General features: G+C 71.2%; 23 protein-coding genes. 8 read left to right on the top strand and 15 right to left on the bottom strand.

Annotation, left to right across the window (positions count from 1 at the left end; genetic code table 11):
- Nucleotides 1-108: 108 nt before the first annotated feature.
- The 11 genes from HBH26_RS13510 to HBH26_RS13460 all read right to left on the bottom strand — a co-directional run bounded on the left by HBH26_RS13510 (nt 109) and on the right by HBH26_RS13460 (nt 8,984).
- The gene (locus tag HBH26_RS13510; RefSeq protein ID WP_168135150.1) at nt 109-1,563 is read right to left on the bottom strand and encodes a flavin-containing monooxygenase; all 1,455 of its coding nucleotides are present in this window, start codon (nt 1,561-1,563) and stop codon (nt 109-111) included.
- Between the two features lie 68 nt (nt 1,564-1,631).
- The gene (locus HBH26_RS13505) at nt 1,632-2,393 is read right to left on the bottom strand and encodes an SIMPL domain-containing protein (protein ID WP_168135149.1); all 762 of its coding nucleotides are present in this window, start codon (nt 2,391-2,393) and stop codon (nt 1,632-1,634) included.
- Between the two features lie 142 nt (nt 2,394-2,535).
- Entirely contained in the window at nt 2,536-3,849 is a 1,314-nt protein-coding gene (locus tag HBH26_RS13500) for a cystathionine gamma-synthase family protein (RefSeq protein WP_168135148.1), read from the bottom strand.
- A gap of 10 nt (nt 3,850-3,859) precedes the next feature.
- Nucleotides 3,860-4,216 carry a hypothetical protein gene (locus HBH26_RS13495; RefSeq protein ID WP_239024790.1) on the bottom strand — a complete coding sequence of 119 codons (357 nt, stop codon included), beginning with the start codon at nt 4,214-4,216 and terminating at the stop codon, nt 3,860-3,862.
- A 1-nt stretch (nt 4,217) separates the two neighbouring features.
- Nucleotides 4,218-4,628, bottom strand: a complete 411-nt coding sequence (locus HBH26_RS13490) for a hypothetical protein (protein ID WP_168135147.1) — start codon at nt 4,626-4,628, stop codon at nt 4,218-4,220.
- A gap of 28 nt (nt 4,629-4,656) precedes the next feature.
- Nucleotides 4,657-5,385, bottom strand: a complete 729-nt coding sequence (gene gloB, locus HBH26_RS13485; protein ID WP_168135146.1) for a hydroxyacylglutathione hydrolase — start codon at nt 5,383-5,385, stop codon at nt 4,657-4,659.
- Nucleotides 5,386-5,388: 3 nt separating this feature from the next.
- Nucleotides 5,389-5,823: a VOC family protein gene (locus HBH26_RS13480; RefSeq protein WP_168135212.1), complete on the bottom strand. Its 435-nt coding sequence runs from the start codon at nt 5,821-5,823 to the stop codon at nt 5,389-5,391.
- Between the two features lie 14 nt (nt 5,824-5,837).
- The gene (locus HBH26_RS13475; protein ID WP_168135145.1) at nt 5,838-6,545 is read right to left on the bottom strand and encodes a tetratricopeptide repeat protein; all 708 of its coding nucleotides are present in this window, start codon (nt 6,543-6,545) and stop codon (nt 5,838-5,840) included.
- Nucleotides 6,542-7,255: an alpha/beta hydrolase gene (locus tag HBH26_RS13470; protein ID WP_209308556.1), complete on the bottom strand. Its 714-nt coding sequence runs from the start codon at nt 7,253-7,255 to the stop codon at nt 6,542-6,544. The genes HBH26_RS13475 and HBH26_RS13470 overlap by 4 nt, the downstream gene beginning before the upstream one ends.
- Nucleotides 7,256-7,415: 160 nt before the next feature.
- Complete coding sequence (locus HBH26_RS13465) at nt 7,416-7,562, bottom strand: hypothetical protein (protein ID WP_168135144.1); 147 nt, start codon at nt 7,560-7,562, stop codon at nt 7,416-7,418.
- An 18-nt stretch (nt 7,563-7,580) separates the two neighbouring features.
- The gene (locus HBH26_RS13460; protein WP_168135143.1) at nt 7,581-8,984 is read right to left on the bottom strand and encodes a glutamate ligase domain-containing protein; all 1,404 of its coding nucleotides are present in this window, start codon (nt 8,982-8,984) and stop codon (nt 7,581-7,583) included.
- Nucleotides 8,985-9,150: 166 nt separating this feature from the next.
- Here HBH26_RS13460 and HBH26_RS13455 point away from each other — a divergent pair, with 166 nt between their 5' ends.
- The 6 genes from HBH26_RS13455 (at nt 9,151) to HBH26_RS13430 (ending at nt 13,856) form a co-directional block, all read left to right on the top strand.
- Nucleotides 9,151-9,966 (top strand): LD-carboxypeptidase, encoded by an 816-nt coding sequence (locus HBH26_RS13455; protein ID WP_168135142.1) that lies wholly within the window; start codon nt 9,151-9,153, stop codon nt 9,964-9,966.
- A complete protein-coding gene (locus HBH26_RS13450; RefSeq protein ID WP_209308555.1) occupies nt 9,963-10,964 on the top strand; it encodes a glycoside hydrolase family protein in 1,002 nt (333 codons plus the stop codon). The genes HBH26_RS13455 and HBH26_RS13450 overlap by 4 nt, the downstream gene beginning before the upstream one ends.
- Nucleotides 10,965-11,019: 55 nt before the next feature.
- Nucleotides 11,020-11,547 (top strand): EF-hand domain-containing protein, encoded by a 528-nt coding sequence (locus HBH26_RS13445; protein WP_168135141.1) that lies wholly within the window; start codon nt 11,020-11,022, stop codon nt 11,545-11,547.
- Nucleotides 11,544-12,680 carry a tRNA guanosine(34) transglycosylase Tgt gene (gene tgt / locus HBH26_RS13440; RefSeq protein WP_168135140.1) on the top strand — a complete coding sequence of 379 codons (1,137 nt, stop codon included), beginning with the start codon at nt 11,544-11,546 and terminating at the stop codon, nt 12,678-12,680. The genes HBH26_RS13445 and tgt overlap by 4 nt, the downstream gene beginning before the upstream one ends.
- On the top strand, nt 12,677-12,871 hold the full coding sequence (locus HBH26_RS13435) for a hypothetical protein (protein WP_168135139.1): 195 nt from the start codon (nt 12,677-12,679) through the stop codon (nt 12,869-12,871). The genes tgt and HBH26_RS13435 overlap by 4 nt, the downstream gene beginning before the upstream one ends.
- 64 nt (nt 12,872-12,935) lie before the next feature.
- Nucleotides 12,936-13,856 carry a cell wall hydrolase gene (locus tag HBH26_RS13430; RefSeq protein ID WP_168135138.1) on the top strand — a complete coding sequence of 307 codons (921 nt, stop codon included), beginning with the start codon at nt 12,936-12,938 and terminating at the stop codon, nt 13,854-13,856.
- A 12-nt stretch (nt 13,857-13,868) separates the two neighbouring features.
- On the opposite strand, the gene HBH26_RS13425 is transcribed toward HBH26_RS13430, so the two are convergent.
- From HBH26_RS13425 to HBH26_RS13410, 4 genes are all read right to left on the bottom strand, one after another.
- Entirely contained in the window at nt 13,869-14,285 is a 417-nt protein-coding gene (locus HBH26_RS13425; RefSeq protein WP_209308554.1) for a hypothetical protein, read from the bottom strand.
- Between the two features lie 111 nt (nt 14,286-14,396).
- Nucleotides 14,397-14,741: a hypothetical protein gene (locus HBH26_RS13420; RefSeq protein WP_168135137.1), complete on the bottom strand. Its 345-nt coding sequence runs from the start codon at nt 14,739-14,741 to the stop codon at nt 14,397-14,399.
- A gap of 167 nt (nt 14,742-14,908) precedes the next feature.
- Nucleotides 14,909-17,182, bottom strand: coding sequence for an NADP-dependent malic enzyme (locus HBH26_RS13415; RefSeq protein ID WP_168135136.1), 2,274 nt, complete (start codon nt 17,180-17,182; stop codon nt 14,909-14,911).
- Nucleotides 17,183-17,192: 10 nt separating this feature from the next.
- Nucleotides 17,193-17,690, bottom strand: coding sequence for a methylated-DNA--[protein]-cysteine S-methyltransferase (locus HBH26_RS13410; protein ID WP_168135135.1), 498 nt, complete (start codon nt 17,688-17,690; stop codon nt 17,193-17,195).
- A 46-nt stretch (nt 17,691-17,736) separates the two neighbouring features.
- Between HBH26_RS13410 and HBH26_RS13405 the strand changes: the two genes are divergently transcribed.
- Both HBH26_RS13405 and HBH26_RS13400 read left to right on the top strand, forming a co-directional pair.
- Complete coding sequence (locus tag HBH26_RS13405) at nt 17,737-17,925, top strand: antitoxin (RefSeq protein ID WP_168135134.1); 189 nt, start codon at nt 17,737-17,739, stop codon at nt 17,923-17,925.
- Entirely contained in the window at nt 17,918-18,190 is a 273-nt protein-coding gene (locus HBH26_RS13400; RefSeq protein ID WP_168135133.1) for a type II toxin-antitoxin system RelE/ParE family toxin, read from the top strand. Before HBH26_RS13405 ends, HBH26_RS13400 begins: the two co-directional genes overlap by 8 nt.
- Nucleotides 18,191-18,212: the final 22 nt, after the last annotated feature.

The following is an 18,212-nucleotide window of genomic DNA, read 5'->3' as shown; positions in this document are numbered from 1 at the left end:
GCCGCCGTCGCCCCTGCGTCAGTCCCGTCGACGTCCGTTGGGCCTGAGCGCAGCCACCGTCGCGCGTGGCCTTCGACTTCGGTCAGCACGAACGGATGCAGGCTTTCCCTACGTGATCGCCACCGCCTCCCGGTCCACGCACGCGGTCGCCGCGGCATAGTCGCCGCAGCTGCCGGCCCAGTTCTGGTAGACTCGCCCGTTCGCTGCCTTGTACCAGCTGCGGCAGTTCGGATCGGACCACACCGTCCGCTCCAGCAGCGCGGCGATGCGCTGGTTGAAGGCACGCTGGCCAGCGGGCGTCACCGCCGCGGCGCGGCCGCCCTCCGCCTCCACCTCGGCCAGGGCGGCGAGCATATAGTCGACCTGCCGCTCGATCATGAAGCTGATCGAATTGTGCCCGAGGTTCGTGTTCGGTCCATACAGCATGAACATGTTGGGAAAGCCCGCGACCATGATGCCCAGATACGCCTCCGGCCCGTCGCGCCACGCCTCGCGCAGCGACACTCCGCCCTCGCCCGTCACGTCCATCGACCAGTTCCACTCGGTCGTCTCGAACCCGGTAGCGAAGATCAGCACGTCAAGGTCGGCGAGGCCCGCCGCGGTGCGCACGCCCGCCGCCTCGACCCGCTCGATCGCGGCGGTTTCGAGATGCACGTTGTCGCGCATCAGCGCGGGGTAGAAGTCGTCGCAGATCAGGATGCGCTTGCACCCGATCGGATAGTCGGGCGTCAGCTTCGCGCGCAGCCCGGCGTCGGGCACCTGCGCCTCCAGATGGTCGAGCGCGGCACGGGTGAAGGCGGCGCGGCCCTCCGGCGTGAACTGGAACGCCTGCCAGAAGAAGGCGTCGGCGTTGTCGAAGATCATCGCGCGGCTGGCGGCGCCCAGTCGCATCGCCATGTCGATGTTGGTCGCCATCAGCGCCTTGGTCTCGTCGGTCACCGCGTGGTCGTTGCGCGGGATCACCCAATTGGGCGTGCGCTGGAACACGGTGAGGTGCGCGGCCTGTTTCGCGACCTCGGGGATCAGCTGCACCGCGCTGGCGGCGGAGCCCACGACGCCGACGCGCTTGCCGGCAAGGTCCAGCCCCTCGGGCCAATCCGCCGCGTGGAACATCGTGCCGGCGAAGTCGCGCACCCCGGCGATGTCCGGCAGCTGCGGACGGGAGAGCTGGCCCAGCGCGGGCACGATCGCGTCGACGGTCTCGCGCGCGCCCTTCTCCGTTACGATCTCCCACGCCGCGCCGTTCCACGCGGCGCTGGCGACGCCCTCGTTCAGGTGGAGGCAGTCGGCGAGGCCGAACCGGTCGACCAGCGAGCGCGTGTACGCGTGGATCTCCGGCCCGCGCGCGTAATGGTGGCTCCAGTGCGGATTGGGGGCGAAGCTGAATTGGTAGAGGATGGCGGGCACGTCGCAGGCGACGCCGGGGTAGCGGTTCGCGCGCCAGGTGCCGCCCACCGAGTCGGCGTGCTCGTACAGCAGCACCTCATGCCCCGCCTCGCGCGCCTTGATGGCGGCGCACAACCCGCCCATGCCCGCGCCCACGATCGCGATCCGCTTCGCCATTCCGGCCTCTCCTTCCACGACACGATGGCGCGATCGGGCGGCGATGGGAAGAGTTTAAGTCGATCCGCTTAGCGGTCGGCGATGCCGTAGCTGACGAACACCTGCTGGCGCGTTTCGATCGGCGCGGGCTTCACGTCGATCGCGACCGGAGCCGCCATCTGCTCGGGCGGCGGCGGGGGCGGCGCGGCGAGCGCGTTGGGAAAGGCGCCGAGATCCGCGGGCGCGTAGCTCGCCTGGTCGTTGACCGACACGAGCGCGCCGAGCCGCGCACCCGCGCCGGCCGCCACCGCCTCCGCCCGCACCTTCGCGTCGGCGATCGCGGCGGCGGTGGCGGCACGCTGCGCCGCGGCGCGGTCGGCCAGTTCGAAGGCGGACAGGCGCGCGTCGCTGGCGCCCAGCCGCGCCGCGAGACCAACCGCGGTGCCCGCCTTCTCGACCGCGCGGGTCCGCACCAGCCCCTGCGCGCGGGCGAGATAGCCGGTGACGGCGCACGCCCCCTGGCTGAGCCGCGGCTGGCCGTTGTAGCCGCTGTCGTCGCAGCCCTTCTCCTTCACCTCGATGACCAGCACGTTGCTGGTCGTCACGTCGGTACCCGCGCCGAGCAGCTGGGCGAGCGCACCCGCCACCGCGCGCTGCCGGGCGGCGAGCGCCTGCGACGCGGCATCGGGCGTCGCGCCCTCGCCGCGGATCCAGTAATCGATCCGCGCGAGATCGGGCGGGGTGCGGACGACACCCACGCCGGTAACGCGGATCGTCCGCTCCGCCGGCACCTGCTGCGCCGCGGCGGCGGCGGGGAGGAGGGTGACGGCGGCGAGTATCAGAGGTTTCACGGAGTCTCTCCTCGTGCACGAAATTTCGTCGTCATGCCGGACTCGTTTCGGCCTCCAAGCGTCTCGCGAACCGCTCCGGGCTCCCCGGCAAGGCTCTCCCGAGCTTCGCCGAAGGGTCCGGGGTGACAAGGACCCCCACCGATCAGATCGCCGCCAGCGCCTGTTCCATGTCGGCGACCAGATCGTCCGCGTCTTCCACGCCGATCGAGATGCGCACGAGGTTGTCGGTGATGCCCAGCGCCTGCTTGCGCTCGTCCGCCACCGACAGGTGCGTCATGCCCGCGGGGTGCGACGCCAGCGTCTCCGTGCCGCCCAGCGACACCGCCAGCTTCGCGATCTTCAGCGCATCAAGAAAGCGGAACGCCTCCGCCTCGCCCCCCTTCAGGTAGAGCGAGAAGGTGGAGCCGCCGCCCGAGCAATGGCGGCGGTAGATGTCGGCCTGTCGTCCTTCCGCCTCCTTCAGGAAGCCGAGGTAGCCGACCCGCTCCACCTTGGGGTGGTCGCGCAGGAAGGTGCAGACCTTCTCCGCATTCTCGCCCGCGCGGCTCATCCGCAGCTCCAACGTCTCCAGGCTGCGCAGCAGCATCCAGGCGGTGTTCGGGTCGCAGATCGTGCCGATCGTGTTGCGCATCAGCCGCACCGCGTCGATGTGCGCCTTCGACCCCAGCACGCCGCCGGCGACCAGGTCCGAGTGGCCGCCCGCATATTTGGTCAGTGAGTAGACGACGAGGTCCGCCCCGTGCCGCAGCGGCTGGTGCCACAGCGGGCCGAGGAACGTGTTGTCGATCGCGATCGGCGGGGCCTCCGCCTCGCCGTCGAAGGTGGCGTCGCGGCTCGCCGCCACCGCCTCCACGTCGACCAGCGCGTTGGTCGGGTTGGCGGGGCTTTCCAGGTAGATCAGCGCGACCCGCCCCTGCCCCTTCGCCTTCGCCAGCACCGCGTCGATCTCCTCGCGCGTGGCGCCGGCGGGAAAATCGAGCCACTGCACGCCGAACTTGCCCAGGATGCGCGCGATCAGCGTCTCCGTCGCGGCGTACAGCGGACCGGAATGGACGATCGTGTCGCCCGGCTTCACCATGGCGAGGAACAGCGTCGCGATCGCGGACATGCCGCTGGAGAAGGCGAGCGCATCCTCGGCCCCTTCCCAAATCGCCAGCCGGTCCTCGAGGATCTCCTGATTGGGGCCGTTGAAGCGCGAGTAGACGAGGCCCTCCGCGCCGCCCGGCCGCTTGCCCGTCACGCCCTCGAAATGGCGCTTGCCCGCCGCGGCGTTGGGGAACACGAAGGTGGAGGTGAGGAAGACCGGGGGCTTCAGCGAGCCTTCGGACAGCATCGGATCGTAGCCGTGGCCCATCATCAGCGTGGCCGGCTTCAGCTTGCGACCGCCGATCGCCTCCGTCTCCGGCCTCGGCGATACGCGCCCGGCGACGCCGGTCAGGTCGTCCTCGGTTTCCATCTGATCTTCCTCATTTCTTAACGTAGGGCACGAACTCGCCGAAGCGGCAGAAGGCCGACGGGATGGTCGTGCCGGGTTGCAGCGTACGGAAGCGATCGTTGCGGCACAATTGGCTGCCCCACACCTCCAGCACCAGCGTGTCGTTGGGGTTCAGCCGGGTGCACTGGCCGATCGGGTGGGTGATCCACAGCCGCCGGCCGTCGCGCAGCGTCAGCGTATTCGCGTCGGCGATGACGACGCGGTTCGTCTGGTCCAGCCGCACGCAATTGGCGGGCTTCCCGGCGACGCGGCCGGCGCGCGGATCGGTCGACTTGGCCGACGCGACCGCCGTGCCGGCGAATGCGAGCAGCGCGATGGCGCGCAGCATCTCAGCGCGCCGCCGTGTACGGCGTGAAGGACCCCAGCGCGCAGCCGCCCGTGCCGATGCCGGTCTGCCGGTCCACCGTCTGCGCGATGTCGCCGCGGCACAGGCGGGTCTGATACTGGCGCGTCACGAGCACGTCGTTCAGCCCCACGCCCTGGCACCCGCCGTTGGTCTCGCTGACGTAGACCAGCTTGCGGCTGACGCGATAGATCAGCTTGTCGCCATAGGCGCTGAGCGAGGGGCGCGTGAAGCGGGTGTCGATGCAGCTGACCGGCTTGCCCGGCGTCTTGCCCGCGACCAATTTGCGATAGTCCGCCTCCGCGCGGCTCGGCCGGTCCTGCGACACGCCCGCACCGGCCGCGAACGTGGCCGCGCCTGCACCGGCAGCAATGAGGAAGATCAACGACTTACGCATCACCCTTCTCCTTCGCGCGTCCAACGCGCTAGCCGCGAAAAGCATCCTTGCCGGCGCGCAATTCGGCGAGCGCCGCGGCATCGGTCGCGCGCAGGAACGGATTGGTGGCGCGCTCCTCGCCGATCGTCGTCGGCACCGTGGGCTGCCCCCCGGCGCGCAGCCGGTCGACCTCCTCCATCCGCGCGGCCAGCGCGGCGTTGCCGGGGTCGACGGAGCGCGCGAAGCGGCCGTTCGACTGCGTATATTCGTGCCCGCAATAGACGCGCGTCGTATCGTCCAGCGCGGCGAAGCGGCGCATGTTGCCGAACATCTGCGTCGCATCGCCCTCGAACAGCCGGCCGCACCCCATCGCGAACAGCGTGTCGCCGGTGAAGATCGCGCCGTCCTGCGCGAAGTGGAAGGCGATGTGCCCCGCGGTATGCCCGGGCACCTCCATCACGGTGGCGACGTGCGCGCCCAGCGTGGCGGTGTCGCCCTCCCTCACGCCGTCGTCCAGCGCGGGGATCTTCGCCCGCTCCGCCTCCGGCCCGATCACGCGCGCGCCGGTGGCGGCGACCACCGCTTCGTTGCCGCCGGTGTGGTCGGGATGCCAGTGGGTGATCCACACCGCGCCGATCGACCAGCCGCGTTCCTGCGCGGCAGCCAGCACGGGGGCCGCCTCGCCGGGGTCGACCACCATCGTCGCGCCGCTGTCGGAATCGCGCACGAGCCAGCTGTAATTGTCGCCGAGAACGGGGACGCGCACGATCTCCAGCACGGCCTACCAGGTCCCGGTGTTCGGCATCGAGGCCCACGGCTCGGCGGGGGCGAGCACGCCGTCCTGCAACAGCTCCACGGAGATGCCGTCGGGGGACTTGACGAACGCCATGTGGCCGTCGCGCGGAGGGCGGTGGACGGTGTAGCCCGCGTCGAGCACGCGCTGGCAGGTCTCGTAGATGTTGTCGACGCGATAGGCGAGATGCCCGAAATTGCGCCCGCCGCCATATTCCTCCGGCGCGCTGCCGTCCTCCGCGGGCCAATTGTACGTCAGTTCCACTTCCGCCCGCGCGCGCTCGCCCGGCTTGTTCATGTCCTCGGGCGCGGCGAGGAAGATCAGCGTGAAGCGGCCCGCCTGGTTCTCCATGCGCCGGACCTCCTTCAGTCCGAGCACCTCGAAGAAGCGGATCGTGGCGTCGGGATCGGCGACGCGGACCATGGTGTGCAGGTATTTCACTTCGGCTCCTTCGATGCGAATTGTGCGAGGGCGTTGGCGGCGGAACGCCCGGCGGGGGCATCGGGTGCCAGCCGAGCGGCCTCCTTCCACGCCGCCTCCGCCTTGTCCGCCTCCCCCGCGGCGGCGGCGATGTTGCCGGCCTCCAGCTGGACCTGCGCGTCGTCGGCGGAGCGGCGCAGCGCCTGCGCGATGTCGGCGCGGGCGCGCGGCAGGTCGCCCTCGCGTCGCGCCAGCGTGGCGGACAGCAGCCAGGCGAGCGGATCGTCCCCCGCCAGCGCGGTCGCCTGATCGAGGTCGGTGCGCGCCGCCGCCGGCTGCCCTGTGGCGACGAGCGCGCGGGCGCGGTCGAGATGCGCCTCGCCGCGCGCCAGCCCCTCCAGCGTGCCCGCGGCCAGCGCGGCGTCGAGCGCGGCGCGCGCCTTCGCCGCACTCCCGGCGGCAAGCCAGGCGTTCCCCGCCTGCGCCCAGTAATCCGCCGCCTTGCCGTCGCGCGCCAGCTCGCCAGCGCGCGCCGCTTCCGTGAAGGCGGCGGCGGCCTCGGCGAAGCGCTCCTGCCCGGCGAGGGCGAGGCCCAGGCACTGGCGCGCGGTCGCCCCGCCGCCCACGGTCGCGCGGGCGGCACGCTCGGCCGCCGCCGGATCGGTGCGCGCCAGCGCGGTACAGGACGGCGCGGCGGCTTGCGCCAGCAGCGCGAGAAGGATCATGGCACGACGTCCTCGACCGCGCGGATCAGCAGCGCGAGGTCGTCCTCGCGCGACAGGCGGTGGTCGCCGTCCTTGACCAGCCACGTCTGAACGTGGGGCGAACGGATCAGCTGCGCCAGCGCCACGGTGCGGTGCCACGGCACGTCCGGATCCGCCTGTCCCTGCAGAAAGCGGACCGGCCCGTCGAAGGCGATGGGCCCGTGCATCAGCCGGTTGGCCTCGCCCGACTGCCAGAAGCGGCGGGTGTAGACCGTGGGCGCCGGGCCGTAGGGATTGGCGCGCTCCAGCCGGCCGTGCTGGAGGAGGTACATCTTCTCGTCCTGGCCGAAGCCCCAGTCGGTGAAATCGGGCGCGGGCGCGATACCGACCAGCGCGGCCACGCGATCCGGCCGGGCGAGCGCGGCCAGCAGCATGATCCACCCGCCCATCGAGCTGCCCACCAGCACCACCGGCCCGTCGAGACGATCGATCATCGCCAACGCGTCGTCGCGCCAGTCGGCCAGCGCCTGCTCCTCGAACGCACCCTCGCTCTGCCCGCAGCCGGCATAGTCGAAGCGCAGGAAGGCGCGGCCCCGCGCCTTGGCCCATTGCTCTAGCGCGATCGCCTTCGTGCCGGTCATGTCGCTGGCGTAACCGGGCAGGAAGACGATCGTCGGGCCGCGGCCGGGCGTGTGGTGGAAGGCGAGTTGCGGGCGGAGCGTGTCGGTCATGCGCCGGGAGATAGGGCCGGCGACGGGCGGCGTCACCCGCCCTTGGACAGGCTGTCGAAGACGTCCTCGATCCGCCGGTCGAACAGCTCGGCGATGTGCCGCTGGCTCTACCCGCGCTCGGCTGGCAGGTCCTTCAGCCCGTTCCTCATGCCCGGCGCTCCTACACCCGGTTCACGCCGGCGCCGAGGCCCGGCCCGGCGAGCCGGGCCACCGGGTTGTGACAGACCTCGACCCGCAGCGCCACGCCGGAGCGCTCGAGCGAGTCCCGGGCGGTCGCGATGGAAAGGGCGAGCGCGCCGGCGGCCATCAGTGCGCCAGCCTTACGTCAAGCGTGCTTTCCATCGAGCATCCGCACCATCTCGGCCGCGAGCAGCGACAGCGTGTCGTCGCGCGCTCCCATCACGACGATGCGGTCGCCCGCGCGCGCCTCCGCCACCAGATACGCGGCGGCGGCCGCGCGGTCGGCGATGTGGCGGGCGGGAGCGCCGGCGACGGCGAGGTCGCGCACGATGTCGGCGCTGGTCACCTCGCGCGCCACGGTCCCGCCCTGGTAGACGGGATCGCACAGCACCAGCCGGTCCTCCGCCGCCAGCCGCCCGGCGAACATCGCGACCAGTTCGGCGCGCATCACCTTCAGCGGGCCGAAGCCGTGCGGCTGGAACAACGCCAGCACGCGGCCGGGAAAGGCGTGGAGCGTATCGAGCGTGGCGGCGATCTTGTCCGGATTGTGCCCGAAATCGTCGATCACGGCGACGCCGCCGGCTTCACCGACGCGGTCGAAGCGACGGCGCAGGCCGGTGAACCCCGCGATCGCGGCGCAGGCGTGCGCCAGCGGCACGCCCGCGGCCACCGCCGCGCCGATCGCGGCGAGTGCGTTGGCGACGTTGTGGCGGCCGGGCACCTGGAGCCGCACCCGCTCGCCGGCGACGGTGAAGGCGATGGCGAACGGCTCCTCGACGATGTCGGTCGCGACGAGATCGCCCTGCCCGCCGAGCGAGAAGGACGTGACGCGGTCGCGCGGCAGCCGCATCGCCAGCGTGGCCGCGTCCGCATTGTCGGCGTTGACGATCGCGTGGCGCGCGTGCGCGATGAAGTCGCCGAACAGCCGGTTCAGCTCGTCGAGCGACTTGTGGTCGAGGCTGACGTTGTTCAGCACCGCCACGTGCGGCGCGTAGAGCGCGATCGATCCGTCGCTCTCGTCCACTTCGCTGACATAGGCGTCGCCCGCGCCCACCAGCGCGCTGGCGAAGGGGCGGTCGGCGCGCGCGAAATCCTTCATCACCGCGCCGTTCATCACAGTGGGATCGCGTCCCGCGGCGTGGAGGATCGCGGCGATCATGCCGGTGACGCTGGACTTGCCGCTGGTGCCCGCCACGCCGATCGGCAGGCGGCTGGCGTTGAACAGCGCGGCGTTCAGCTCCGCGCGCGACAGCCGCGGGCAGCCGAGCCGCCGGGCGGCGACCATGTCCGCCACCGTCTCCTCCACCGCGGCGGAGGCGACGACGGTCTGCACGGGCGAGACGATGCCGCTGCCGTCCTGCGGATGGAGTGCGATGCCGAGCGCGCGCAGCGCGTCGAACTTGGCGGGCACCCGCCCCTGGTCGAGGCCGCGATCCGACCCGGCGACGACCGCCCCGCGCCCGGCGAGGATCATCGCCAGCGGCATCATGCCCGACCCGCCGATGCCGACGAGGAAGAAGGAGCACCCGTGAAGATTGCCGTCCTGCATGGGCGCGCTATCGGCGGTTCGGCGCACGCGGGCAAGCGTGCAGGCCGTCATGCCGGGCTTGTCCCGGCATCCACCGTGCCGCACAAGCACCCCGCTCCGCTCCTGCGGTTCGGTGAAATGCCGGGACGAATCCGGCACGACGGAGCGGGCCGGAAGGGAACAGGCGATGCGGATCGGGGTACTGGCGGCGAGCAGCGTGGCGAACCCGGACGTGATCGCGCCCGTGTCCGCCTTCGCGGCGATCGCCTACCCCGAGGTCGACCTGGTCTTCCACCCGCAATGCTACGCGCATGATGGCCATTTCGCCGGGTCTGACGCGGTGCGTGCGGCCGCGTTCCTGCAATATGCCAACGATCCCGCGTTCGAGGCGATCTGGTTCCTGCGCGGCGGCTACGGGTCCAACCGCCTGCTCTCCACCGTCATGCCGCAGCTGAACGAGGCGGCGCGGCGCAAGACGTATCTCGGCTATTCCGACGTCGGCTTCCTCCTGTCCGCGCTCTACGCCCGCCGCATCGGGCGGCCGGTGCACGGCCCGATGGCGAGCGACATCCGCCGCAGGCAGGGCGACGCCACCGTCGCGCGCGCGCTCGGCTGGATGGCGCGCGCCGACCGCAGCGCGCTGGAGCCGGGGTTGCGCGGCCAGCCTTCGGTGGCGCTGAACCTTTCCATCCTGACGGCGCTGGTCGGGACGCCGTGGCTGCCCGACCTCGCCGACCACGTGCTGATCGTGGAGGAGGTGTCGGAGCAGATGTACGCGATCGACCGAATGCTGTTCACGCTGGGCAACGCGACGCAGCTGCGCACGCTGGCCGGGGTGCGGCTGGGTGCCGTCACCGACGTGGGCGAGAACGATCCGCCCTGGGGCGAGACGCTGGAGTTCATGATGGAGCGATGGTGCCGGGAGCTGGGCGTCCCCTATCTCGGCCGGGCGGACGTGGGGCACACGCAGACGAACCGCGTCGTGCCGTTCGGCATCGCGTGAGGCAACTCGCCATCCTGCTCGCGCTCGCCGCCCCGGTCGTGGCGCAGGAGGCGCCGCCCGGCGCGCCGGTGACGCCTTACGTCCATCCGGCCAAGGCGTATCTCTTCGCGCACATGACGAAGGCGCGCTACGGCGTCCTCCACTACTCGGTCAGCCTGGACGGGCTGCACTGGCGCGCGCTGAACGGCGGGCGACCGGTGTCGAACGAGTATCGCGGCCACGCCTCGATCGCAAAGGGTCCGGACGGGCGCTGGTACCTCGTCGGCAACCGCAGCGACGACGACCCGCTGATCCGCTTCTCCGTCTCCGACGACCTGATCCGCTGGACGCCGTTCGGCACCTACCGGCCCGACCTGAAGGCGGGGATGCGCGACGCGCTGCCCCGGATCGGCGCGCCCAAGCTGATGTACGACGCGCCCTCGCGCCGCTTCCTGCTGACGTGGCACACGCCGACGGTGCCGGGCGACGATCGCGATCCGGAGCGCTACTGGGCCAGCCAGCGGACGCTGTACGTCACCTCGCCCGACCTGAAGGCGTTCACCGGACCGCCGCGACGGCTGTTCGAATGGGACATGGCGACGATCGACACGATCGTGCAGCCGGACGGCGCCCGCGGCTATTGCGCGATCGTGAAGGACGAGCGCTATCCGTCGTTCGAGTGGCCGACGGGCAAGACGATCCGCGTCAGCTGCGCGCCGCGGCTGACCGGCCCCTACCCGTTCCCCGGCCCGCCGCTCAGCCCGAATTTCCGCGAGGCGCCCACGCTGATCCGCTCGCCCGACGACCGCGAGTGGTGGCTCTACTACGAGCAATATGCGGGCACCGCCTACGGGCTGACACGCGGGCGGACGCTGCAGGGACCGTGGTATCAGGCGTCGGGCAACACCGGCATGCCCGCGTGGGATCGCTTCGGGCTGCCCCCCGGCGTGCGGCACGGATCGATGATCGCGATCTCGCGACGCGAGTATGACGGGCTGGCGCGCGCCTTTCCCGACTAGGTTGCGCCTGCTACGGCGCTGGCCGGTTTCGCGTTCGCCCAAGGTAGTCGCCGTCATGATCCTCCCCCTCCTGCTCGCCGCCGCCGCGCCGCAGGACGCGCCGCCGATCGTCGTCAGCGGCCCCCTGCCCGCCACGCCGCAGACGCCGGCGACGATGGTGGTCGAGCCGGTGGCGATGATGATCGCCGCGTTCGACGGCGATGGCGACGCGCTGGTCGACCGATCGGAGCTGATCGCCGGCGTGAAGGCCTCGTTCGAGGCGATCGACACGGCGAAGACCGGCACGCTGCGCTACATCGCCTTCTCCGACTGGGCGCTGCGCTACCTGGGCGACCGCGCCGCGCTGCCCAGTCCGTTCGAGGTGGACAAGAACCAGGACGACCAGGTCTCGCTGGACGAGTTGCAGGACCATTTCAGCCGTCTGTTCGCGCGCTACGACCGCGACGGCAGCAAGACGATCAGCCGCGCCGAGTTGCTGACGTTCCGCACCGGGCCGATCGACGCCAACGGCCCGACGCAGGGGCTGCGACCCGGCGACAAGCCCAAGGCACCGCCGCCGGCGGGACGGCCACGGCGGCGATGACGCGCTTCGCCTTCACCATCGCCGCCATCGACGGGCGGGCGCGCACCGGCACCATCGCGATGGCGCGCGGCGAGATCCGCACGCCTGCCTTCATGCCGGTCGGCACCGCCGCCACGGTGAAGGCAATGAAGCCAGGCGACGTGCGCGCCGCGGGCGCCGACATCATTCTGGGCAACACCTATCACCTGATGCTGCGTCCGGGCGCCGAGCGGGTGGCGCGGCTGGGCGGGCTGCACGCCTTCATGGCGTGGGACCGGCCGATCCTGACCGACTCGGGCGGCTATCAGGTGATGAGCCTGTCCGAACTGACGAAGCGCAGCGAGGAAGGCGTCGCCTTCGCCAGCCACCTCGACGGCAGGCGCCACCTCATCACGCCCGAGCGGTCGATCGAGATCCAGCGACTGCTGGGAAGCAACATCGTGATGGCGTTCGACGAACTGGTGCCCACCACGTCGACGCGCGAGGTGCAGGCGGCGGCGATGGAGCGGTCGATGCGCTGGGCCCGCCGGAGCCGCGACGCGTTCGACGCCGGTGGCGATCACGCCGCGCGCAACGCCGTCTTCGGCATCCAGCAGGGCGCGCTCGACGAAGGGCTTCGCTGCGCCAGCGCCGACGCGCTGATCGACATCGGCTTCGACGGCTACGCCATCGGCGGGCTGGCGGTGGGCGAGGGGCAGGAGGCGATGTTCGCCTGCCTCGACTACGCCCCGCAACAGCTGCCGGCGGACCGCCCGCGCTACCTGATGGGCGTGGGCAAGCCCGACGACATCGTCGGCGCGGTGGAGCGCGGGGTCGACATGTTCGACTGCGTGCTGCCGACGCGGTCGGGCCGCACCGGGCAGGCGTTCACGCGCGCCGGGCCGATCAACATCCGCAACGCGCGCTTCGCCGAGGATACCGGCCCGCTCGACCCCGCCTGCGCGTGTGCGGTATGCGCCACGTGGAGCCGCGCCTATCTCCACCACCTCGTCCGCAGCGGGGAAATTCTGGGCGCGATGTTGATGACGGAACACAATATCGCCTTCTATCAGGCGCTGATGGCCGATCTGCGCGCCGCGATTGCGGAGGGACGGCTGGCGAGCTTCGCCGCCGACTTCCGCACCCGCTACGCCGCCAAGGGAGAGAAGGCATGACCGACGAACCGAACGAGATCCTGGCCGCCGTCGCCGCCGCCAAGGCGCACGAGGAAGCGGGCGCGGGCAAGGCCGCGGCGGAGCGGCGCGAGCGCAACTGGCAGCTGGGCAAGATCGGCCTGGGCGTCGGCATCGGCTCGGCCGCGGTGGCCGCGGCGGTGCTGTTCGCCAATCGCGGCAAGAAGGACTGAGCCGAGCCCTCCGCGGGGCCGGCATCGACGAAATGTAAGGCTTTCGCGGGCTACAGCCGCGCGCGTGACGGCGCTTTCCCTCCCCCGCTCCGCTGCGCAGGCCGCGGTCGTGCTGGCGGCCGCCGTGTGGAGTGCGGTGGCGCTGGCGGGCGGATGGTTCGCCGCGCAGGCGGCGCTGCGCTGGCTGGCACCGGCGCCGGTCGCCGCGGCTCCGGTCGTCAGCCGGATCGTTCCCTCTCCAGCCGCTCCGCTGCTGTCCTCGCCCGGGCGCGGCGCGACGGGAACGATCGCGCTGCCGCGGCTTCCCGCCGTCGCGCCGACGCCCGGCGTCGCGGCGCGCGCCTTCTCGCTGGCCGGCATCGCCGCGGTCGATCGCGGGCGCGCGCTCCAGTGCCTCGCCACCGCGGTCTATTACGAGGCGGCGAGCGAGAGCGACGACGGCCAGCGCGCGGTGGCGCAGGTGGTGCTGAACCGCGTACGCCATCCCGCCTTTCCGGGCACCGTGTGCGGCACCGTCTACCAGGGATCGGAACGCGCCGGCTGCCAGTTCAGCTTCGCTTGCGACGGCGCGATGGCGCGCGCACCGTCGCGAGACGGCTGGGCGCGGGCGCTGCGCAACGCGGCGGCACTGCTGAACGGACAGGTCTTCGCGCCGGTCGGCTGGGCGACACACTATCACACCTTCGCGGTGACACCGGCGTGGAACCGCACGTTGGTGATGACGGACGCGATCGGCGCGCATTTCTTCCATCGCTGGAAGGGGTTCTACGGCACGCCGGCGGCCTTCACCCGGCGCTATCGCGGCGGCGAGCCGCTGCCCGGCCCGCACGTCGACATCGTGCCGGCGGAGGTCGAGCCGCCCCCCGCCCTCGCAGCAATCGCCTCGCCCGCGCCGGAGCGCGTGTCCGCATCCGCCGCCGTGCCGGCCTTACCCGAATCGACGATTCTCGATCGGTGGAAGGACACGGGCAAGCCGCTGCGCTGAGCGGGATCGATGCTAGCGGCAGCGCACGTTGTTGCGATCGACCGACTTGCCGAGCGCCGCGCCGCCCGCGCCGCCCAGGATCGCGCCCAGCAGACCCGACCCGCCCGGCGAGATGACCGCGCCCAGTGCGCCGCCCGCCAGGCCGCCGACGATCAGTCCGGTCGTGCCGTCGCTGCGGCGGCAATAGTAGCGGCCATCCTGGCCGGCGTAGACGCGGTCGCGATTCCCGAGGCGGCGCTCGCGATAGCCCGGTCCGTCACGATAGTAGCGGTCGGCGTAATAGCCCCCGTATGCGGGATCGACGCGATCGTAATCGTACGCGCCCCAGCCGTTGTAGCCTGCACTGCGCGGGCCGTAGCCGCTGCCGTAGCTGGAGCATCCCGCCACCATCGCCGCCGCGCCGATCACCGCCGCCGTTATCGCCTTCATCGCCCGTCTCCCATCGCCTGCACGGCTGGGGAATGATCGGCATCAGGTTTCGGTTGCATGTGAAACGTTCGCCCCGCCGGAGGTGTCCGGCGGGGCGGGTGGAGGGCTGGCTCAGCGGCGATGGCCGCCGCGGTGACCCTGGCGATCGTGCTTCTGGTTATAGACCCGCGCGCTCAGCTGGTCGAAGCGCCGGTTCAGGTCCTGCCGCTCCCAGTTGGAGAGGCCGTTCGAGCGGCGGTAGCGCTGCTCGAGGTTGGCGAGATCGCGGAACTGGGTGCGCAGGCGATAGGCCTCGTTGCGGTTCAGCGCGCCCGACCGGATGCCCTGGTCGATGCGCTGGTCCAGCCGCTGCTGGCGCTGGTTGATCGACTGCCACGGCGCGGCCGAGGCGACCGAGGGCGCCGCGACGGCGGCGATGCCCAGGGCGGCGACGAAAGCGGTCTTGATGCGGTTCATGTCCTACACTCCTCTTTCACCGGCGTTTCCGGCCGATGAGAAGGAGATAGGCGGCGATCGTCGCGAATGTTTCGCGGGCAAGCGGCGAAAGTGTAACGGCGTGTCGCGGACGCGGCGGGTCCGTTCAGCTTTACTCCCCTCCCCTTACCGGGAGGGAAGCAAGGAGGTCACCGCGCGATGCCGCCCGCCGCCAGCACCGCCAGCGTGACGAGGTCGCTGGCGCTCGACGTCATCGGCGCGATCTGGACCGCCTTCTCCATGCCGACCAGCATCGGCCCGATCATGTGGTCGCCGCCCAGTTCGCGCAGCAGCTTCGCCGAGATGTTGGCCGATTGCAGCCCCGGCATCACCAGCACGTTGGCCGGGCCGGACAGGCGCGCGAAGGGATAGTTGGCCAGCTGTCGCGGATTAAGCGCGACGTCGGGCGCCATCTCGCCCTCATATTCGAAGCCGACCTGCCGGCCGTCCAGCACCTCCACCGCGGCGCGGATGTTGTCGAGCCACTGGCCTTCCGGATTGCCGAAGGTCGAATAGCTGAGGAAGGCGACGCGCGGCTCGTGCCCCATGCGCCGCGCCACCGCGGCGGTCTGCTCCGCGATGTCGGCCAGTTCCTCGCCGGTGGGACGCTCGTTCACCGTCGTGTCGGCGATGAAGACGGTGTGCGACTGGCCGACCAGCACGTGGATGCCGAACGGCGTGCGGCCGGGCGCGGGATCGATCACCCGCTTCACCTCGCGCATCGAATGCGCCCAGGTGCGGGTGATGCCGGTAATCATCGCATCCGCCTCGCCCAGCTGGAGCAGCACCGCGCCGAAGATGTTGCGGTCCTGATTGATCATCCGCTCGCAATCGCGGCGCAGGAAGCCGCGGCGCTGAAGCCGCTGGTAGAGGAAGTCGGCCATGCGCGGCACCAGCGGCGAGATGCGGCTGTTGTGGACCTCATATTCCTCGGGATGGGCGATGCCGAGCGCGCGCAGACGGTCGTGCACGTCGTCGCGGCCCACCAGCACGGGCACGCCGTAGCCGCCTTCTTTGAAGGCGATGGCGGCGCGCAGGACCACCTCCTCCTCGCCCTCCGCGAACAGCACGCGCTTGGGATGCGCGCGCGCGCCCTCGTAGGCGAGGCTGAGCACCGCCGTCGTCGGGTTGAGCCGGGCGCGCAGCTGCTGGCGATAGGCGTCGAGATCGAGGATCGGCTTCGTCGCGACGCCCGAGTCCATCGCGGCCCGCGCCACCGCCAGCGACACGTTCTCCATCAGGCGCGGGTCGAAGGGTGCCGGGATGATGTAGTCGGGGCCGAAGACGTGCCGCACGCCGTAGGCGGCGGCGACTTCCTCGGGCACGCGCTCGCGCGCCAGTTCGGCGATCGCCTGTGCCGCGGCGATCTTCATCTCGTCGTTGATGCCGGTCGCGCGCACGTCCAGCGCGCCGCGGAAGATGAAGGGGAAGCCGAGGACGTTGTTGACCTGGTTGGGATAGTCCGACCGACCCGTCGCGACGATCGCGTCCGGACGCGCCGCCTTCGCCAGTTCGGGCCGGATCTCCGGCTCGGGATTGGCCATGGCGAAGATGATCGGCGCCTTCGCCATGTCCTTCACCATCTCCGGCTTCAGCGCGCCCGCGGCGGAGAGGCCGAGGAACACGTCGGCGCCGTGCAGCGCGTCCGTCAGCGTGCGGCGGTCGGTGGCGGCGGCGTGCGCCGACTGCCATTGGTTCACGTCCTCCCGCCCCTGGTAGATCACACCCTTGCGGTCGCAGATCAGCACGTTGTCGTGGCGCACGCCCATCGCCTTGATGAGCTCGGTACAGGCGATGGCGGCGGCACCCGCGCCGTTGACCACCACCTTCACGTCCGCCAGCGCGCGCCCCGTCAGCAGGCAGGCGTTGATGAGGCCGGCGGCGGTGATGATCGCGGTGCCGTGCTGGTCGTCGTGGAAGACGGGGATGTTCATCCGCTCGCGCAACGTCTGCTCGATGATGAAGCATTCGGGCGCCTTGATGTCCTCCAGGTTGATGCCGCCGAACGTCGGCTCCATCAGCTCGATCGCGTCGATCAGGCGATCGACATCCTCGGTCTTCAGCTCGATGTCGATCGAATCGACGTCGGCGAAGCGCTTGAAGAGCACCGCCTTGCCCTCCATCACCGGCTTGGACGCGAGCGCGCCGAGGTTGCCGAGGCCGAGGATCGCGGTGCCGTTGGAGATGACGGCGACGAGGTTGCCCTTGGCCGTGTAATCGTAGGCGGTCGCCGGATCGTCGGCGATGGCGCGCACCGGCACGGCGACACCGGGGGAATAGGCGAGCGCCAGGTCGCGCTGCGTCGCCATCGGTTTGGACGCGACGATCTCGATCTTGCCCGGGCGTCCTTCGGAATGGAACAGCAACGCTTCCCGGTCGGAGAATTGGTTGCGTTCCTCGCTGCGGGTGCGGTCGTCGGTCATGCCCCTGCCCTTACGGAAACAGGTCGCGGTTGCAAACGCCCTCATGCGCCAGCAACCAGCGCTTCGCGGCGAGGCCGCCGGCGAAGCCGGTCAGCGCGCCGCCGCTGCCGATGACGCGATGGCACGGCAGCACGATCGACAGCGGGTTGCGCCCGTTCGCGGCACCGACCGCACGCGTGGCGGCGGGGCGGCCGATGGCGCGTGCGACCTCGGCATAGCTGCGCGTCTCGCCGAAGGGGATCTGACCGAGCGCGGTCCAGACCGCGCGCTGGAACGGGGTGCCGCGCGGGGCGAGCGGCAGGTCGAAGGCGATGCGGGCACCGGCGAAATACTCGCGCAGCTGCGATGCCGCGGCGGCGAGGACGGAGTGCGTCGCATCCTCCTCCGGCACGGGCAGCGGCACGCGCGCGGGCGCGTCATCCGGCCACAGCAATGCGACGAGACCTGCGTCGTCAACGACGAGTGCCAGGGTGCCGACGGGGGACGCGAACGTGGTGCGGCGAAGCATGGCGCAGGCCTAGCCTAGGACCGCGGCCGCGCCTACAATGCCGCTGATGAAGCACGAACCCGGCATCTTCGAGCAACCCGATCCGGACGTGGAAGCCGCGGCGATCGCGCGGGCACGCGCGGACATCGCGGCGGGACGCTACCACGACCATGCCGTGGTGGCGGAGTGGCTCAAGACGTGGGGAAAACCGGGCCGCCTGCCGTTCAGGGAGTGGCTCGCTGCGCGGGATGCATAGGGTCGTCTGGCTCGACGAGGCGGCCGACCAGCTCGACGCGATCGTCGCTTATATCGAGTTGTTCGATCCCGCGGCTGCCGATCGGATCGCCAAACGGCTACTCGCCGTCGCGGACAGCCTTGCGTACTTTCCGCAGCGCGGCCGACCCTCGCGGGAGGGTTCGCGCGAGATGGTGACCGTTCCTCCCTACATCCTGCGGTACGACGTGCACGACGGGATCGTCTACATCCTTGGCGTCCGCCACGGCGCCCGCCGCCCGGACTGACCGCGATGACAACTCCCGCCCC

This window comes from Sphingomonas corticis, assembly GCF_012035195.1.
GTDB classification, from domain to species: Bacteria; Pseudomonadota; Alphaproteobacteria; order Sphingomonadales; family Sphingomonadaceae; genus Sphingomonas; species Sphingomonas corticis.
This window is presented reverse-complemented; position numbering and strand designations above follow the sequence as displayed.

Bases quoted from the DNA above. Each gene is read 5' to 3' on its own strand.
- HBH26_RS13510 (WP_168135150.1), bottom strand. From the start codon at position 1,563: ATGGCGAAGCGGATCGCGATCGTGGGCGCGGGCATGGGCGGGTTGTGC.
- HBH26_RS13500 (WP_168135148.1), bottom strand. From the start codon at position 3,849: ATGGAAACCGAGGACGACCTGACCGGCGTCGCCGGGCGCGTATCGCCG.
- HBH26_RS13495 (WP_239024790.1), bottom strand. From the start codon at position 4,216: ATGCTGCGCGCCATCGCGCTGCTCGCATTCGCCGGCACGGCGGTCGCG.
- HBH26_RS13490 (WP_168135147.1), bottom strand. From the start codon at position 4,628: ATGCGTAAGTCGTTGATCTTCCTCATTGCTGCCGGTGCAGGCGCGGCC.
- HBH26_RS13480 (WP_168135212.1), bottom strand. From the start codon at position 5,823: ATGGTCCGCGTCGCCGATCCCGACGCCACGATCCGCTTCTTCGAGGTG.
- HBH26_RS13475 (WP_168135145.1), bottom strand. From the start codon at position 6,545: ATGATCCTTCTCGCGCTGCTGGCGCAAGCCGCCGCGCCGTCCTGTACC.
- HBH26_RS13470 (WP_209308556.1), bottom strand. From the start codon at position 7,255: ATGACCGACACGCTCCGCCCGCAACTCGCCTTCCACCACACGCCCGGC.
- HBH26_RS13465 (WP_168135144.1), bottom strand. From the start codon at position 7,562: ATGGCCGCCGGCGCGCTCGCCCTTTCCATCGCGACCGCCCGGGACTCG.
- HBH26_RS13460 (WP_168135143.1), bottom strand. From the start codon at position 8,984: ATGCAGGACGGCAATCTTCACGGGTGCTCCTTCTTCCTCGTCGGCATC.
- HBH26_RS13455 (WP_168135142.1), top strand. From the start codon at position 9,151: ATGCGGATCGGGGTACTGGCGGCGAGCAGCGTGGCGAACCCGGACGTG.
- HBH26_RS13445 (WP_168135141.1), top strand. From the start codon at position 11,020: ATGATCCTCCCCCTCCTGCTCGCCGCCGCCGCGCCGCAGGACGCGCCG.
- tgt (WP_168135140.1), top strand. From the start codon at position 11,544: ATGACGCGCTTCGCCTTCACCATCGCCGCCATCGACGGGCGGGCGCGC.
- HBH26_RS13435 (WP_168135139.1), top strand. From the start codon at position 12,677: ATGACCGACGAACCGAACGAGATCCTGGCCGCCGTCGCCGCCGCCAAG.
- HBH26_RS13425 (WP_209308554.1), bottom strand. From the start codon at position 14,285: ATGAAGGCGATAACGGCGGCGGTGATCGGCGCGGCGGCGATGGTGGCG.
- HBH26_RS13420 (WP_168135137.1), bottom strand. From the start codon at position 14,741: ATGAACCGCATCAAGACCGCTTTCGTCGCCGCCCTGGGCATCGCCGCC.
- HBH26_RS13415 (WP_168135136.1), bottom strand. From the start codon at position 17,182: ATGACCGACGACCGCACCCGCAGCGAGGAACGCAACCAATTCTCCGAC.
- HBH26_RS13410 (WP_168135135.1), bottom strand. From the start codon at position 17,690: ATGCTTCGCCGCACCACGTTCGCGTCCCCCGTCGGCACCCTGGCACTC.
- HBH26_RS13405 (WP_168135134.1), top strand. From the start codon at position 17,737: ATGAAGCACGAACCCGGCATCTTCGAGCAACCCGATCCGGACGTGGAA.
- HBH26_RS13400 (WP_168135133.1), top strand. From the start codon at position 17,918: ATGCATAGGGTCGTCTGGCTCGACGAGGCGGCCGACCAGCTCGACGCG.